This window comes from Pseudomonas sp. CGJS7, from assembly GCF_036961695.1.
In genome coordinates this window covers 63,436-79,884 of the sequence record NZ_JBAMDI010000042.1, presented here as the reverse complement: position 1 = coordinate 79,884, position 16,449 = coordinate 63,436, and the positions used below count along the sequence as shown (strand labels likewise).

General features: G+C 67.7%; 15 protein-coding genes and 1 pseudogene. 7 read left to right on the top strand and 9 right to left on the bottom strand.

The window, feature by feature from the left end; genetic code table 11:
- Positions 1-194: 194 nt before the first annotated feature.
- Positions 195-827, top strand: coding sequence for a DUF937 domain-containing protein (locus tag V7787_RS24160; protein ID WP_336089814.1), 633 nt, complete (start codon positions 195-197; stop codon positions 825-827).
- A 192-nt stretch (positions 828-1,019) separates the two neighbouring features.
- On the opposite strand, the gene V7787_RS24155 is transcribed toward V7787_RS24160, so the two are convergent.
- Positions 1,020-2,261 (bottom strand): trans-sulfuration enzyme family protein, encoded by a 1,242-nt coding sequence (locus V7787_RS24155; RefSeq protein WP_336089813.1) that lies wholly within the window; start codon positions 2,259-2,261, stop codon positions 1,020-1,022.
- Positions 2,262-2,350: 89 nt separating this feature from the next.
- On the opposite strand from V7787_RS24155, the gene V7787_RS24150 reads away from it, so the two are divergent.
- The gene (locus tag V7787_RS24150) at positions 2,351-2,830 is read left to right on the top strand and encodes an Lrp/AsnC family transcriptional regulator (protein ID WP_336089812.1); all 480 of its coding nucleotides are present in this window, start codon (positions 2,351-2,353) and stop codon (positions 2,828-2,830) included.
- A gap of 30 nt (positions 2,831-2,860) precedes the next feature.
- Here the strand turns inward: V7787_RS24150 and V7787_RS24145 are convergent, their stop codons facing one another.
- Together V7787_RS24145 and V7787_RS24140 are read right to left on the bottom strand one after the other, a co-directional pair.
- Positions 2,861-4,225, bottom strand: coding sequence for an FAD-dependent oxidoreductase (locus V7787_RS24145; RefSeq protein WP_336089811.1), 1,365 nt, complete (start codon positions 4,223-4,225; stop codon positions 2,861-2,863).
- A 314-nt stretch (positions 4,226-4,539) separates the two neighbouring features.
- Positions 4,540-4,962: an RNA-binding S4 domain-containing protein gene (locus tag V7787_RS24140; protein WP_336089809.1), complete on the bottom strand. Its 423-nt coding sequence runs from the start codon at positions 4,960-4,962 to the stop codon at positions 4,540-4,542.
- 714 nt (positions 4,963-5,676) lie between these two features.
- Here V7787_RS24140 and V7787_RS24135 point away from each other — a divergent pair.
- On the top strand, positions 5,677-7,203 hold the full coding sequence (locus V7787_RS24135) for an MATE family efflux transporter (RefSeq protein WP_336089808.1): 1,527 nt from the start codon (positions 5,677-5,679) through the stop codon (positions 7,201-7,203).
- Here the strand turns inward: V7787_RS24135 and V7787_RS24130 are convergent.
- The 6 genes and pseudogenes from V7787_RS24130 to ffh all read right to left on the bottom strand — a co-directional run bounded on the left by V7787_RS24130 (position 7,200) and on the right by ffh (position 11,793).
- Complete coding sequence (locus V7787_RS24130) at positions 7,200-7,565, bottom strand: hypothetical protein (protein ID WP_336089807.1); 366 nt, start codon at positions 7,563-7,565, stop codon at positions 7,200-7,202. The two genes, V7787_RS24135 and V7787_RS24130, sit on opposite strands and share 4 nt — an antisense overlap.
- A 233-nt stretch (positions 7,566-7,798) precedes the next feature.
- On the bottom strand, positions 7,799-8,200 hold the full coding sequence (rplS, locus tag V7787_RS24125; protein ID WP_336089805.1) for a 50S ribosomal protein L19: 402 nt from the start codon (positions 8,198-8,200) through the stop codon (positions 7,799-7,801).
- A gap of 207 nt (positions 8,201-8,407) precedes the next feature.
- Positions 8,408-9,136 (bottom strand): annotated as a pseudogene (gene trmD / locus V7787_RS24120) (tRNA (guanosine(37)-N1)-methyltransferase TrmD); the annotation flags it as partial.
- 191 nt (positions 9,137-9,327) lie between these two features.
- The gene (gene rimM, locus V7787_RS24115) at positions 9,328-9,843 is read right to left on the bottom strand and encodes a ribosome maturation factor RimM (protein WP_336089804.1); all 516 of its coding nucleotides are present in this window, start codon (positions 9,841-9,843) and stop codon (positions 9,328-9,330) included.
- Positions 9,844-9,907: 64 nt separating this feature from the next.
- Complete coding sequence (gene rpsP / locus V7787_RS24110) at positions 9,908-10,165, bottom strand: 30S ribosomal protein S16 (protein ID WP_336089802.1); 258 nt, start codon at positions 10,163-10,165, stop codon at positions 9,908-9,910.
- Positions 10,166-10,425: 260 nt separating this feature from the next.
- Complete coding sequence (gene ffh / locus V7787_RS24105) at positions 10,426-11,793, bottom strand: signal recognition particle protein (protein ID WP_336089800.1); 1,368 nt, start codon at positions 11,791-11,793, stop codon at positions 10,426-10,428.
- Positions 11,794-11,964: 171 nt separating this feature from the next.
- On the opposite strand from ffh, the gene V7787_RS24100 reads away from it, so the two are divergent.
- The 4 genes from V7787_RS24100 (at position 11,965) to V7787_RS24085 (ending at position 16,257) form a co-directional block, all read left to right on the top strand.
- Complete coding sequence (locus V7787_RS24100) at positions 11,965-12,756, top strand: cytochrome C assembly family protein (RefSeq protein ID WP_336089798.1); 792 nt, start codon at positions 11,965-11,967, stop codon at positions 12,754-12,756.
- Positions 12,757-13,090: 334 nt separating this feature from the next.
- Complete coding sequence (locus V7787_RS24095; protein WP_336089797.1) at positions 13,091-13,549, top strand: MarR family winged helix-turn-helix transcriptional regulator; 459 nt, start codon at positions 13,091-13,093, stop codon at positions 13,547-13,549.
- Positions 13,550-13,552: 3 nt separating this feature from the next.
- Positions 13,553-15,067 (top strand): efflux transporter outer membrane subunit, encoded by a 1,515-nt coding sequence (locus V7787_RS24090; protein WP_336089796.1) that lies wholly within the window; start codon positions 13,553-13,555, stop codon positions 15,065-15,067.
- A complete protein-coding gene (locus V7787_RS24085; RefSeq protein WP_336089795.1) occupies positions 15,064-16,257 on the top strand; it encodes an efflux RND transporter periplasmic adaptor subunit in 1,194 nt (397 codons plus the stop codon). Before V7787_RS24090 ends, V7787_RS24085 begins: the two co-directional genes overlap by 4 nt.
- Positions 16,258-16,449: the final 192 nt, after the last annotated feature.

The window sequence follows — 16,449 nt, the reverse complement described above, 5'->3', positions numbered from 1 at the left end:
CCAACCCAGCCACCGCGAAGCTGCATCGCCACGGCATCGACACGCTCCTTTCGCTCTTTTCGTGCCGCAACCAAAACACCGACCACCGCCCCGCCACACCGGCCGCCGCCACCGGCTCCAGACCGCGACCGGCATCACTCGGCACTAACGGCCCGGCGCTAGCATCTGCACTCCCCGTACACCGGAATTTAACGATGAGCGCCTCGCTGACCGACGATCTCCTCAACCAGCTTCAGGGCCAGCCGCTGGCGCAACTGGGCAGCCAACTCGGCCTGTCGCAGCCGCAGACCCAGAACGCCGTGAGCGCGGCGCTGCCGTTGCTGCTAGGCGCGCTCGGCCGCAACGCCAGCCAGCCGCAAGGCGCCGAAGCGCTGTTCGGCGCGCTGCAGCGCGACCACGCCGCGCCCGCCGCCGCGGGCGGGCTGGACCTGGGCGGCGTGCTCGGCGCGGTGCTCGGCGGCGGCGGCAATCGCCAGACCGACGGCGCCGGCATCCTCGGCCACATCTTCGGCGGCCGCCAGGAAACCGCCGCGCAAGGGCTGGGCCAAGCCACCGGCCTGGAAGGCGGCCAAGCCAATGCGCTGCTGAAGATGCTCGCGCCGATCGTGCTGTCGTATCTGGCTCAGCGCATGTTCTCCGGCGGCAATCAGAACGCGGCCTCGCCGCAGGCGCTGGGCGATGCGCTCGGCCAGGAGCAACAGCGCATCCAGCAGCAGGGTTCGGCCGGCGGCCTGCTCGGTGCGGTGCTCGATCAGGACGGCGACGGCCAGTTGGGCCTGGGCGATCTGCTCAAGATCGGCGGCGGCTTGCTCGGCGGAAAGCGCTGATTCACTGTCGCTACGCTTCAAGTACAACCGAACGGCCGCCTTGCGCGGCCGTTCGTTTATGGCGACGCGGCGCCCAAGCCGCTGGGTCGGCGATTCGCGGATAGGCGCCGCCGCACCTGACATGGCGGGAATCCGCGACGCCATCGCTAAACGACTTCACCCGAACCGCCGTCCGCGAACCAACTACCGCAATCAAGCCGCCGAGCGAACCGCGGCCGCCGTCGACGCAACCTGCAACGCCTGCGCCAGATCGCTCCACAAATCCTCGACGTGCTCGATCCCCGCCGACAAGCGCAGCAAGCCCGCGGTGATGCCGTTGGCGCGTCGATCGGCTTCGGCGACCACCCGATGGGTCAAGCCGGCCGGATGCTGGATCAGCGTATCCACCGAGCCCAGGCTCACCGCCGGCGTCATCAGCCGCACCGCCGCCATCGTCGCCGCGGCGGCGGCGTGGCCGCCGTGCAATTCGAACGCGAGCAGGCACCCCGGGCCGCGCATCTGCGTGCGCACCAGATGCGCGTTGCGCACCGTGCCCAAGCCGGGATAGTGCACCCGCGCCACCGCCGGATGCGCCGCCAGCCGCTCGGCCAGGGTCTGCGCATTGGCCTGCGCGCGCTCTACCCGCAGCGCCAGCGTCGGCAAGCCGCGATGCAACAGGAACGCCGCCAGCGGATGCAGCAACGCGCCGGTGGCCGCGCGCACCGTGCGCAGCGGTTGCGCGCGCGCTTCGTCGCAGCACACCACCCCGGCGATCACATCGCCGTGGCCGCCGAGGAATTTGGTCGCGCTGTGCAACACATAGCTGGCGCCCAGCTCGGCCGGGTTCTGCAGCAACGGCGTGGCGAAGGTCGAATCCACCAGCACCGGCACCGCGCCGGCGGCGGCGACCGCCGCGCGGATGTCGACCAGGTCCAAGGTCGGGTTGGCCGGCGTTTCGATCACCACCAACGCGGTGTCGGCGCGTACCCGCGCGGCGATCTCGCCGGCGTCGACGAACTCGGCCTGCAAGCCGCACAGCCCGCTGGCCAGCAGGTGATCGGCGGTGCCGTACAAGGGCCGCACCACCAGCACATGCGCGCCGTGCTGGCGACGCTCCATCAGCACCGCGGTCAGCGCGGCCATGCCCGAGGCGAACGCGACACAGGCCTGGGTGCCTTCCAACTGCGCCAGCGCCGCTTCGATGCGGGCGACGGTCGGGTTGTGCAGGCGTGCGTAGATCGGATTGGCCGCATGCGCCTGCCCGGCGACCAGGGCGTCGAAGCTGGCGGTGCCGGCATCGAGGTCGGCGACCGGATAGGTGCTCGACAGATCCAGCGGCGGCGCATGCACGCAGCGCTCGACGAAGTCCTCGCGCCCGGCGTGGACCGCGCGGGTTTCGAAGGCTCGGGGCGCCCGGGCCGGGCGGTCGGAATCGGCGGTCTCGAATCGGCTCATGGCGGCGCCCTGTCGGATTTAGGGCCGATTCTGGAACAAGATTTCCCGTGCAATAATCAGGCCGAACATTATTTCGTGAACCCGCCGCCATGAGCGTATTGGACCGAATCGACTTCGCCCTGCTGCGGCTGCTGCGAAAGAATGCGCGGCTGCCCAACAAGGACTTGGCCGAACGCGTCGGCGTGGCGCCCTCGACCGCGCTGGAACGGATCCGCCGGCTGCGCGAATCGCAGGCCCTGCTCGGCTTCCACGCCGAGGTCGCCCCGGCCGCGGTCGGCATCGGCCTGCAGGCGATGATCGCGGTGCGCCTGACCCGGCACTCGCGCGAACTGGTCGACAGCTTTCACGAACACCTGTTGCGGCTGCCGGAAGTGCTGGCGTTCTACCACGTCGCCGGCGCCGACGATTTCCTGGTCCACGTCGGCGTGCGCGACACCGCGCACCTGCGCGATTTCGCCTTGAGCGCGTTCACCGAACGCACCGAGGTGGCGCATATCGAAACCCGGCTGATCTTCGAGTTCCGGCGCAATCCGGAACTGCCGGTGTATGCCGGCGGCGACGGCGACTGACGGTTGCGAATCGGACCGCGCCGCGCCGGCTCAATTCGCCAACGACAACTCGGGCAAACGCTCGCGCACAGCCGCGTCTACGGCCGACCAATCGAGCGCGTCCAGACTGCTTTTTCCGTCCACCAGCTCGTTCAACAACTCGCGCTGCACGCGACCGCGCTCGAACGCGAGTCGGTAAGGAACCCGGTGAAAGGTCACCAGCGAATAGCGCGGCACGAAGCGTTGTGGATGGCGCCGGGCCAGCACGTGCTCCAGCGAGCGCTGCAGCAGGTACGTCCGGTCGTCGGCGCGGTCGCGTATGTCGAAGTAGTTTTCCAGGGCCATGGCCTGAATCGCGTGGGCATTGGCGACCCGTTCGGCCTGGAACTGGGCGAAGGCCACGCCGCGATCGGCATGGGTCTGCAGACATCGCACCAGCGCTACGCAATCCTCGAACGCGCAGTTCATGCCCTGACCGTGAAAGGGAACCATCGCATGAGCGGCGTCGCCCAGCACGACAGCGCGCCCGTCCACATGCCATCTGTCCAGATAGCGAGTAACCAGCACACCTGTCGGGTTGGATTCGAAATCCTGTTCCAGCCGCGGAATCAGCGGCAGCGCGTCGGGAAAATCGCGCTCGAACAGCGCCCGCGCCTGCGCCGCGGTGCGGATGCGGGCGAAACTCGATTCGCCCTGGTTGGGCAGCATCAGATTCACGGTGAACGTATTGGTGCGATTGGGCAAGGCGATGCACATGGCGCGACCGCGCGTCCACACGTGCAACGAGTACAGATCCAGGCGCGAGCCGCCATCGTCCGCGGGCGGAATTTCCAGTTCTTTGTAGGAGTGATCGAGAATCTCGCTGCGTTCGCCCAGATCGCAGAACCGCATCATCGCCGCGCGCAAGGCCGAACCCGCGCCGTCGGCGCCTACCAGGCTATCGAAGCGGATTTCGCGCGCACCGCCGCGTGCGTCGGCGAACCCGGCGATGCGCGCATCGAAATCCACCCATTGCAGTTGCCGATGGAAATGCACGGCCGCGCCCGCATCTCTCGCGGCCGCCAGCAGCATCGCGTTGAGTTCGCCGCGATTGATCGACCAGATCACTTCGCTGTCGTCGCGCCCGTAACGCAGCATGCCGGACGCGGCGCCAAGACGGTGGATCATGCGTCCGCGCATCATCACGGTGCGCGCCATCACCGCCTCTTCGATGCCGGCCAGACGCAAGGCATGGCGGCCGCGCTCGGCTATGGTGAGGTTGATCGAACGTCCGCCGCGATAGCCTTCCACGCTTGGATCGCCGCGTTTTTCGTATACATCCACGCGCCATCCGCGTTGCGCCAGCAAGGTGGCGAGCAAGCAACCGGCGAGGCCGGCGCCGACGATATCGATATGAGGACGGCAGTCGGTATTCATACGTCACGATCCATTCGACGCATCGCACTGGAGCGACGAAACGGCCGATGTGCGTGCCGATTTCGTTATGGGCCCACAGTTTGCGAACCGACACTCGCTATCGCTACGCCAGCGCCGATGCGTTGTTTGATTGGACGCACTGGACTCGTGCAACCGTCGTCACACGGGCATCGAATTCTGACGAGTCTGAGCCGAGGGCAAGCGATGCGCGGGGCGTCGAAAATTCTTCGAACGCGCGAGCGGACCATAAGCGAACGTCGCAACGCCCCTATCCCGTCGGGGCCCGACGCGGGGCCGCACCGACCGGGCGAACCTCAAAGCGCGTCGATATCGCCCAACGCCTTGATTAAGCGCCGCGCGCGCTTGTCCGGCTTGGTTTCCGGGGCGCGATAGCCGTTGCGCTCGGCCGCGCGCGTCGCGCGCAGTTGCTCGCGCGCCGCGCGCGAAGCCTCGGTTTCCGCATACAGCGTCTGCGCCACGCTGGCCGGCCCGCGGGTATCGCTGAGCCCGGTCGCCACGACCTGGAAGATTTCCTCGCCGCGCGTCACCTGTAGCTCATCGCCTACCCGCACTACCCGCGAGGCCTTGGCGCGCTGACCGCCGACTTCGACCTTGCCGGTCTCCACCGCTTGTTTGGCCAGGCTGCGGGTCTTGAAGAAACGCGCGGCCCATAGCCACAGATCCAGGCGGATGCCGGCGACGGGCGGAACGACGGAGGTGGGTTCTTGCTTGCTCATCGGCGCGAAAGATAGCACCGCGGCGAGGCGGTGGGTTTGCTGAGGAGATGGTGTCTGGGCGAAGGCTGGTGCAGCCCTGATCCGCCCCGAGTCGAACGATCGCAGACCTCCGCATCCTCCCCAGACCGTCATTCCCGCGAACGCGGGAATCCAGGGCCTTTCGTGCGGAAACGTTTGAAGTCACTGGATTCCCGCGTTCGCGGGAATGACGGTCTGGAAAGATGACGCTGAAGGCTCTGGATTCCCGCCTTCGCGGGAATGACGACCTGGAGAGATGGCTCTGAAGGCTCTGGATTCCCGCTTTCCCGGGAATGACGTTCCGGAGAGAACCAGCCGAAGCCCCTTGGCTCGCGCTTCCGCTCTTGGCTCGAACGTACTCAACGGGAAACAGCGCACCTACCTACCGTCATTCCCGCGAACGCGGGAATCCAGGGCCTTTCGTGCGAGAACGCTTGAAGTCGCTGGATTCCCGCGTTCGCGGGAATGACGGTCTGGTGGGATGGCGCTGAAGTCTTTGGATTCCCTCCTTCGCGGGAATGACGACCTGGAAAGATCACCTCGAAAGCTTCGGACTACCACCCTCGCCTCTACGACGCCCCCAGCAACCACCCAACCCCGATTATCTGACCGCTCCCGCCAAACCCCACACGCCCCGACCACGATCCGCTAACCCACGCTGGCCGCATACTGCGCCATCCCCGCCCGGACCCCGCCATGGCCCCCAGCTCCCCTCGCGGCAGCCATCTGCTTACCGAAGGCCCGATCGGCCGCACCATGATCTCCTTCGCGCTGCCGATCATGGCCGGCAACGCCGCGCAATCGCTCAACGGTTCGATCAATTCGATCTGGGTCGGGCGCTACCTCGGCGAGGCCGCGCTGACCGCGTCGGCCAACGCCAACAACATCATGTTCTTCCTGATCGGTTCGATGTTCGGCATCGGCATGGCCGCGACCATCCTGATCGGTCAGGCCATCGGCGGCCGCGACACCGATCGCGCGCGCCGGATCATGGGCACCAGCGCGACGTTCTTCATCGGGCTGTCGGTGCTGATCGCGTTCGGCGGCTGGTTCATGGCCGACCGGGTGCTGGGCGCGATGGGCACGCCGGCCGCGGCGCTGCCGTTGGCCGAGGCGTATTTGCGGGTGATCTTCCTGTCGATGCCCTTCATCTACGCCTTCGCCTTCATCTCCGCGGCGCTGCGCGGCGCCGGCGATTCGCGCACGCCGTTCCGCTTTCTGCTGATGTCGGTGGTGCTGGACATCGCGCTCAATCCGCTGCTGATCTTCGGCTGGGGGCCGGTCCCGGCGATGGGCATCGCCGGTTCGGCGTTGTCGACGTTCTTCGCTCAGGGATTGAGTCTGGCGGCGATGCTGCTGCACTTGCGGCGCAAGCGCCATGTGCTGTGGCTCGGGCGTCAGGACGCGCATCTGCTGAAGATCGATCCGGCGGTGTTGCGCGCGCTGATCGTCAAGGGCGTGCCGATGGGATTGCAGATGGTGCTGATCTCGTTGGCGATGATCGCGATGATCCGCCTGGTCAACGCCCACGGCACCGGCATCGCCGCCGGTTACGGCGCGGCCTTGCAGTTGTGGACCTATGTGCAGATGCCGGCGATGGCGATCGGCGCGGCGTGTTCGTCGATCGCCGCGCAGAGCGTCGGCGCCGGACGCTGGGACCGGGTCGGCGCGACCGCGCGCACCGGCACCTTGTTCAATTTCCTGATGACCGGCGCCTTGATCGCGCCGCTGATTCTGTTCGACCGCTACACCCTGGCGCTGTTTCTGCCCGACGGCAGCGCCTCGTTCGAAATCGCCCGCCACTTGAACCACATCGCGGTGTGGTCGTTCCTGTTCTTCGGCGTGACCTTCGTGATTTCCGGCGTGGTCCGCGCCACCGGCGCGGTGATTCCGCCGCTGTTGATCCTGGGCTTTTCGCTGTGGGGCATCCGGGTTCCGTTCGCCACGCTGTTGCAGCCGGTCATCGGCATGGACGCGCTGTGGTGGAGCTTCCCGGTCAGCGCGCTGTGTTCGATGCTGATCTCGATGGCGTACTACCGCTGGGGCGGTTGGCGGCGCGCGCGGATGATGGCGGCGCCGGAACGAATGGCCGCGCCGGTGGCCACCCAGAGCATCGCCACGCCCGCCGAAGTGCCGGCGCAAACGCCGGCGCCGGTGGCCGATGCCTGCCCGGATGAGGCCGCGGCGCCGGCCGACGGCGAGCCGCTGGCGCAGCGGCCCTAGATCTGCTCCAGCTCCAGGGTGAACACCCCGGCTTCGCCCTGGTCGAAGGCCTCGCGCCAGATCCGATAGCCCTCCAGATCCTCTTCGCGCACCGGTAGATGCCCGATCACCCGCGGCACGGCTTCGGCCACGCGGGTGCCGACGATGGGGAAATGGCCGAGCAGGCGCACGGCCTTGAGTTCGGCCACATCGGCCTTGTCCTCGCGCCGCACTTCTTCGGTGGTGTGGGTATCGAACTTGCGCAACGACAGCGCGTCGCGGCCGTCCGGCAGCGCGTCGATGCGCTGGACCCAGAAAAAGCCCCAGGTGCCGTCGCTACGCGGATAGGTGCAGATGTCGCCTTCGGACAGGCCGGGATTCATGGACGCTCCCGCCGCGGGGGCGGCGTGGTTCGGGGAACGGCTGGCAGCGCCGCGAGGCGAATCTAGCGCGATTCGCGCGCAACGCACAGCGGCGCGCGCGGCCAGCGGACCGGCCAATCGCGGCCAAACCTGGGCGGCGCCGAGCGCATCGCGATCGCGCCGTCGCGCATCCGGATCCGCAAACGCGAACGGCCGCCTTTCGGCGGCCGCTCGTTGCCTTGCCAGCGGGCCGATTACTCGGCGGCGGCAGCGGCGTTCTTGGCGCGCGCGTAGGCGGCCAGATCTTCCTTGATGCGAGCCTTCTTGCCTTCCAGGCCGCGCAGGTAGTACAGCTTGCCGGCGCGGACCTTACCGCGACGCTTGACGTCGACCGAGTCGATGATCGCGCTGTGGGTCTGGAACACACGCTCCACGCCGAAGCCGTGGGAGATCTTGCGCACGGTGAAGGAGGAGTTCAGGCCGGCGTTCTTCTTGCCGATGACCACGCCTTCATAGGCCTGGACGCGTTCGCGGTTGCCTTCCTTGACCTTGACGTTGACCACGACGGTGTCGCCGGGGCTGAAGTCGGGCAGCTTGCGCTGGATCTGTTCGGCTTCGAAGTTCTGCAGCAGGGTGTGGAGCGAGGGCTTGTTCATGGCTTTGGCCTGTTGGATTAGTTGTTGCGCGAGTGCACGTGGACCCGCGTCATGGCGTGGTTACAGCTAAGCGGCTAATTATAGCGGGATTTATTCCGCCGCGGCTAGGGGTCAGGCGGCCGGGCCGGAATCCTGCCCCGCCCCGGCATCCGCGGCCGGGGTGGAACCGGTTTCCGCCGGCGCCTGGGCCGCCTCGGCGGCGGCCAGCTCGGCCCGGTAGGCGGCCAGCAGCTTGCGGTCGGCCTTCGACAGCGCGGCCTCGTTCAGCAATTCTGGGCGGCGCTGCCAGGTCCGCCCCAGCGACTGCTGACGGCGCCACTGGGCGATATGGGCGTGATTGCCGGACATCAGCACCGCCGGCACCGAGCCCAGTTCGTGCTCGACCGGGCGGGTGTAATGCGGGCAGTCCAGCAAACCGTCTTCGAAACTGTCCTGGACCGCCGAGTCGGCGTCGCCGAGTGCGCCCTCCTGCAGCCGCGCGACCGCGTCGACGATCACCGCCGCGGCCAGTTCGCCGCCGGACAGCACGTAATCTCCGATCGAAATTTCTTCGTCGACCTCGGCCCGGATCAGCCGCTCATCGACGCCTTCATAACGGCCGCACAGCAGGATCAGCCGCTCGTGGGTGGCCAGTTCGCGGACCTTGGCCTGATCCAGCCGCGCGCCTTGCGGGCTCATGTAGATCACCCGCGCCGGGGTCGGATCGGCCGCGCGCGCCGCGGCGATCGCCGCGCGCAGCGGATCGATCAGCATCACCATGCCCGGCCCGCCGCCGAAGGGGCGTTCGTCGACCCGGCGGTAATTGCCTTCGGCGTAATCGCGCGGATTGAAACCGTGCAACGACAGCAAGCCGCGCTCGCCCGCCCGCCCGACCACGCCGAACGCCGCGCACTGGGCGACGAATTCGGGGAACAGGCTGATCAGGTCGATGCGCATTGGGCAAGGAGTGAGTGCAGAGGAGCGAGAAGTGAGTAGAAGCGGAAGCGGCTTTCGCTCACTCCTCGCTCCTCTGCGCTCACTCCTCAAGAGGTCGATGCGCATCGGGCGAGGAGTGAGTGCAGAGGAGCGAGAAGTGAGCAGAGGCGGAAGCGACTTTCGCTCACTTCTCGCTCCTCTGCGCTCACTCCTCAAAAATCCGGATCCCAATCGACCGTGACCAGATTGGCGTCGAAATCGACCGAGAGCACGTACTGCGGAATCACGAACGGAATCATGCGCTCGCGTTCGTCGTCGCGGGCGACCAATACATCGTTGGCGCCGGTGGCGAACAGATGCGAGACGGTGCCGAGGCTCACGCCTTCGGTGGTAACCACGCGCAGGCCTTCCAGATCGACCCAGTAATACTCGCCGTCTTTCGGCGGCGGCAGGACCGAACGCGGAACGTAGATTTCAGTGCCGCGCATGGCCTCGACCGTTTCTCGGTCGGTCACGTCGGGGAAATTGGCGATCAGGTACTTGCCGCTTTCGCGGCCGCGCACGCCCGACAGCTCGCGCTCGCGGCCTTGCGGGTCGCGCACGATCCAGGGCTGGTAGCGGAAGATCGCCGCGCGCGGCTCGGTCCAGGACTCGAGCTTGGCTTCGCCGCGAATGCCGAAGGCGCCGAGCACCCTGCCCAGCAGGATGCGGCGCGAAGAATCGCTCATGGCGCGAAAGATGGGCCGCGCGGCTCGCCGGATTACCGGTGAGAGCAGCGCGCGGCCCGCCGGCTCAGGCGGCCGGGGCGGCCTTGACCGCCTGCTTGTACAGATCGGCGACCTTGTCGGTCAGCTGAGCGCCCTGGGAGACCCAGTGCTTGACGCGCTCGACGTTGAGCTCGACGCGCTTCTCGGCGCCGCTGGCGACCGGGTTGTAGAAACCGACGCGCTCGATGTTGCGGCCGTCGCGGGCGCTGCGGCTGTCGGTGACGATGATGTGGTAGAACGGACGCTTCTTGGCGCCGCCGCGGGTCAGTCGAATCTTGACCATGGGGTCTGTTTTCCTGTGTTGCCCAGCCGTCGGAATGACGGGGTAAGCCGGAAAGTCTAACCTATTCTGAGGCTTGGGCAAACCCGTGGGGGTTTTAGCCCGGCCCGGGCGGTGCCCGGCAGCCGAATTCCTGCTCGCCCCGGGGTCCGAATCGGCGGCTGCAGGGCTTGTCGCGGTGAAGCCCTGGATCCCCGCCTTCGCGGGGATGACGATTCGAGGCGATTGGGCGACCTGGGCCGCCCGGCACCGCCGCGCGGGGCTCAGCGGAACGGCATGCCGCCGCGGCCGCCCATCATTCCGCGCATGCCGCGCATCAAGCCCTTCATGCCACCGCCGGAGAGCTTGCTCATCATCTTTTCCATCTGCTGATACTGCTTCATCAGCTTGTTGACGTCGGCCGGGGTCAGGCCGCAACCCTTGGCGATGCGCGAGCGGCGCGAGCCGTTGAGCAAGGCCGGGTTGCGCCGCTCTTTCTTGGTCATCGAATTGATGATCGCGACCATCCGCGGCACTTCCTTGCCGGTGACCTGGTTCTTGACCGCATCGGGGATCTGGCCCATGCCCGGCAGCTTGTCCATGAGGCCGTGCAGGCCGCCCATGTTCTGCATCTGCTCGAGTTGGTCCTTCATGTCGTTGAGGTCGAACTTCTTGCCTTTGGCGACTTTCTCAGCGAGCTTCTGCGCCTTGTCCTTGTCGACCTGCTGCTCGACCTGCTCGACCAGCGACAACACGTCGCCCATGTCGAGGATGCGGCTGGCGACGCGGTCGGGGTGGAACACGTCCAGGCCGTCGGGCTTTTCGCCGACGCCGATGAACTTGATCGGGCGGCCGGTGACGTAACGCACCGACAACGCGGCGCCGCCGCGGGCGTCGCCGTCGGTCTTGGTCAGCACCACGCCGGTCAGCGGCAAGGCTTCGCTGAAGGCCTTGGCGGTGGTGGCGGCGTCCTGGCCGGTCATCGAGTCGACCACGAACAGGGTTTCCACCGGCGTGACCGCGGCGTGCAACGCCTTGATCTCGGCCATCATCGCTTCATCGATGGCCAGGCGGCCGGCGGTATCGATCAGCAGCACGTCGACGTAGGACTTGCGCGCGTCGGCGATCGCCGCGCGGGCGATTTCCTCAGGCTTCTGCGAAGCGCTGGAGGGGAAGAACAACACGTCGATCTGTTCGGCGAGCTGCTTGAGCTGCTCGATCGCGGCCGGACGGTAGACGTCGGCCGAGACCACCATCACCTTCTTCTTGCGCCGTTCCTTGAGGTGCTTGGCGAGCTTGCCGACGGTGGTGGTCTTGCCCGCGCCCTGCAGGCCGGCCATCAGGATCACCGCCGGCGCCGGCACGTTGAGGTTCAGGTCGGCGGCCTGCGAGCCCATGACCGTGGTCAGCTCATCGCGCACGACCTTGATCAGCGCCTGGCCCGGGGTCAGCGACTTCAACACTTCCTGGCCGACCGCGCGCACCTTGATGCGTTCGATCAGCGCCTGCACCACCGGCAACGCGACGTCGGCCTCGAGCAGGGCGATGCGCACTTCGCGCAGCGACTCGCGGATGTTTTCCTCGGTCAGACGGCCGCGGCCGCGCAGGCGCTCGATGGTGCCGGAGAGACGTTGGGTCAGGGATTCGAACATGGGCGTGGACGCAATCGCGGAACGACAGGGGCGGCAAGTATAGCCGCAGGGGCGGTAGGCGGATTGGGAGGAGCGAGCGGGGAGAAGTGAGGAGTGAGCAAAACCGGGATCTGCCTGCCTCCCGCTCACTCCTCACTCCTCTCCGCTCACTGCTCATGCGACACTCCCCCGATGACAATCGTTCTCATCGCCGTCGTCCTGTACCTGACCGCGACCGGGTTGCTGATTTCGGCCGTGCGCCACGACCGCGGCCGCAGCGCGCGGCTGTGGTTGTTGCCGGCCAATATCGCGGTGCTGCTGCACGGCGCCGCGCACTTCCTGGCCTGGCGCAACGCCGGCGGCGCGGACCTGCATTTCTTCGCCGCGCTGTCGCTGGTCGGCTTGGGCATGTCGGTGCTGACCGCGATCGTCGGCGCGTCCGGCCGCATGGCCGCGCTGGGCGTGGTGGTGTTTCCGCTGTCGGCGCTGATGCTGGTCGGTTACCACCTGTACGGCCATGTGCAGCATCCCGAGCCGCTCGACTGGCGCCTGCAAATGCATGCCTGGATGGCCTTGCTGGCCTACGCCACCCTGGCGGTGGCGGCGTTGTTCGCGCTGATGCTGTGGATGCAGGAAGGCGCGCTGCGCCGGCGCGAGTTCCACGGCTGGCTGCGCGCGCTGCCGCCGCTGGTGGAACTGGAGAGCCTGTTGTTCCGGACCATCGCGGTCGGCTTCGTGCTGCTGACCGCGACCCTGCTGACCGGCATGCTGTTCGTGGAAAACCTGCTGGCTCAGCACCTGGTGCACAAGACCGTGCTCAGCGTGCTGTCGTGGCTGGCGTTCGGCGGCTTGCTGCTGGGCCGCTGGCGTTACGGCTGGCGCGGCGTGGTCGCGGTGCGCTGGACCCTGGCGGCGATGGCGCTGCTGGTGCTGGCGTTCTTCGGCAGCAAGTTCGTGCTGGAACTGGTGCTGCGCCGGGCATAAGCCGCGCTTGCGCAGGCCGCCGACTGAAGCGGCCCCTGGCCAACGGCGGCCCGGTCCGTGCCGCCGCCGACCATTCATCCGGGCCGTCAGAGCCCTGCGCCTGACCGGCCACGGATCGCCCGCAGCCGCGGCGAACCGCGTCGTCGAACCGCCCCTGATCGGCCGCAATGGCCCATCCAAGACGGCCTCACGCAGCCAAAAACCTGAATTTTCAATTACTTAGCATCACGCAAGCGTTGATCTTTTGCACGCCTTGGCGACATCGCTGAATAGCCGCTTGCTGGTGCAATATTTGCATTGACAACTATTGCGCGGGCGAGCAATATGCCGCGCCATGACCACCCCGACCCCGAACCAGCCCTGCTCGACCTCCAACCTCGGCCTGCTGTTCCGCCAGGTGCGCGACGCCATGTGGGCCCAAATGGAACGCGAGCTGGCCCAGGCCGGCCACGATCTGACCTTCAGCCAGTTCATCACCCTCAAGGAGCTGGCCATCGGCACCGCCGGGGTCACCGAACTGGCGCGCGCGGCCCAGCTCAATCCCGGCGCCATGACCCGCCTGCTCGACAAGCTGGAAAGCCGCGGGCTGGTCACCCGGGTCGCCGACCCCGACGACCGCCGCGCGCTCAACATCCACCTGACCGAAGCCGGCACCGCGATCTGGGAAAACATCGACCAGTGCGGCAAGCGCGTTCGCGAACGCGCCATGGCCGGCCTCAGCGATGCCGATCGCGAGCAGCTCTACCGCCTGCTCGAACACGTTCGCGACAACCTCTCCCTTTCCGGTTCCTGAGCCATGTCACGTCCCGACACTCGCCCGCGCCGCGGGCTGCTTTACGTGCTCACTCCCCTCGCCGCCGCGCTGATCCTGGCCGGCTGCGCCAGCACCCACGGCCTGCAGCCGGCCGGCCGCGCGCTCGACGCCGACAGCCTGAAGGCGCAGCGCAGCCTGGCCGACGTGTCCGCCGCCGCGTTCCCGCGACGCGACTGGTGGACCGCGCTCGGCGATGCCCAGCTCAACGGTTTGATCGACGAAGCCCTGGCCGGCACCCCGAGCCTGGACGCGGCCGATGCGCGCGTGCGCCAGGCCGTCGCCCAGGCCGGTCTGGCCGACGCCGCGCGCAAGCCGACCCTCGGCGGCACCGCTCAATACTCGGGCGTGCAACTGCCCGAAACGCTGGCGCCCGGCGACATCGGCGGCAAGTACATGGGCGCCGACGTGCTGATGCTGAGCTTCAAGTACAGCCCCGATTTGTGGGGCGGCAAACGCGCGCGCTGGCAAGCCGCGCTGGGCCAGACCCGCGCCGCCGAAGTCGAGGCCCAGGCCGCGCGCCTGACCTTGTCGTCCAACATCGCCCGCGCTTATGTGTCGCTGGCCCAGTCGTTCGAAGCGCTGGACGTGGCCAAGGCCGAGAAGGACCGCTCCGAACGTCTGCTCGGCCTGGGCCAGCAGCGGGTCAAGGCCGGCCTGGACAACCAATTGCAGATCCGCAACGCGCAGAGCGCCAGCGCCAGCGCCGATCAGCAGATCCAGTCGGCGCAGCAGCAGATCGACGCCACCCGCAACGCGCTGGCCGCGCTGCTCGGCAAGGGCCCGGACCGCGGCCTGGATATCGCCCGCCCGACCCTGCTCGCGGCCAAGGGCCCGGCGGTGCCGGCGGTGCTGCCGAGCGAGCTGCTCGGCCATCGTCCCGACGTGGTCGCCGCGCGTTGGCGGGTCGAAGCCAGTTCGCACGGGATCAAGGCGGCCAAGGCCGATTTCTATCCGACCGTGAACCTCAGCGCGATCGTCGGCCTGGCCACCGGCCACCTGTCGGATCTGTTCTCCAGCGACGCCGCGCTGCTGCAAGGCGGCCCGGCGATCAGCATGCCGATCTTCGACGGCGGCCGCTTGCGCAGTCAATTGGCCGAAAGCGATGCCGAGTACGACCTCGCCGTCGCCAACTACAACCAGAGTCTGGTCGGCGCGCTGCGCGAAGTCGCCGATGCGTTGCAGTCCTCGCGCTCGCTCGACGGCCAATTGGCCTCGGCGCAGCAAGCGCGCGATGCCGCGCAGCAGGCTTGGCAGATCGCCAGCACCCGCTACCGCGCCGGCCTGGGCACTCAGCTCGACGTGCTCTCGGCGCAGCGCCCGCTGCTGCAACTGGATCAGCAACTGGCCGGCCTGCGCGCGCAGCGCTACGCCGCCCAGATCGATCTGGATCGCGCGCTCGGCGGCGGGCTGGAACTCGCCTCGCCCGATCCGGTCGCCGCCACCGTTCCCAACGCTTCGTCCAACAACACCGTTATCGCCAAGGCCCCCACGCCATGACCACCGAAGTCAATCCTCAAGCCGCGGTCGCTCCGGCCGCGGCGCCCAAGAACGGCAAGCGCCGCAAGGCCTTGCTGACCCTTTTCAGCGTGGTAGCGATCGCCGCGATCGGCTGGACCGCTTACTACCTGCTGGTGCTGCGCTGGCATCAGGACACCGACGATGCTTACGTGCAGGGCAACGTCGTCAACATCACTCCGCAGACCCAGGGCACCGTGGTCAGCATCGGCGCCGACGACGGCATGAAGGTCAGCGCCGGCCAAGTGCTGGTGCAACTCGATCCCAACGACGCCCAGGTCGCCTACGACCAGGCCACCGCCAATCTGGCCAACACCGTGCGCCAGGTGCGCGGCTTGTTCAGCGCGGTCGATGCCGGCCAGGCCGATCTGTCGGCGCGCGAAGTGGCGGTGCAGAAGGCCCGCGCCGACGTCAAGCGTCGCGAAGGCTTGGTCGCCGGCGGCGCGGTCTCGGCCGAAGAACTGGCGCATGCGCGCGACGAACTGGCTTCGGCCGAAGCGGCGCTGTCGTCTTCGCGCGGCTCGTTGGCGCGCAACCGCGCGCTGGTCGATGCGACCACCGTGGCCAAGCAGCCGCAGGTCGCCGCGGCCGCCGCGCAACTGCGTCAGGCGTATTTGAATCTGCAGCGCTCGGCGATCCTCGCGCCGGTCAGCGGTTACGTCGGCAAGCGCAACGTCCAGCTCGGCCAGCGCGTGCAGCCGGGTACGGCGCTGATGACGATCATCCCGCTGGAACAGGTGTGGGTGGAAGCCAACTTCAAGGAAACCCAGCTGGCCAATATGCGCATCGGCCAGCCGGTGGAACTGCATTCGGATCTGTACGGTTCGGCGGTGACCTATCAGGGCAAGCTGGTCAGCCTGGGCCTGGGCACCGGCAGCGCGTTCTCGCTGCTGCCGGCGCAGAACGCCAGCGGCAACTGGATCAAGATCATCCAGCGCGTGCCGGTGCGGATCGAGATCGAGCCCAAGCAACTGGCCGAACACCCGCTTCGTCTGGGCCTGAGCATGCACGTCGACGTCGGCATCCGCGAGCAGAGCGGCGCCGTGCTCGCCAGCGCGCCGCCGGCCAAGGGCGTGCTGAGCACCGACGCCTACGCCAAGCAACTGCACGACGCCGACGCGATGATCGAAAAGATCGTGGAAGAGAACCTGCCCGGTCTGCACCACGGTTGAGTCACGGACGGACGGATGCGCAACCGCATCCGTCCGCGTTGCGCGCGGTGGCCGGTATCGGTCGATGCTCCCTCCCCCCACATCGAGCTCGAAACCGACTCCCGCATCGCAACGCGCAGGCAAGGCGCTTGCTCGTCGTCGCTCTTTGCCTGCGTTCTTTTTTACCGTCGCGAGCGGCCGTCGCCCGGCAGC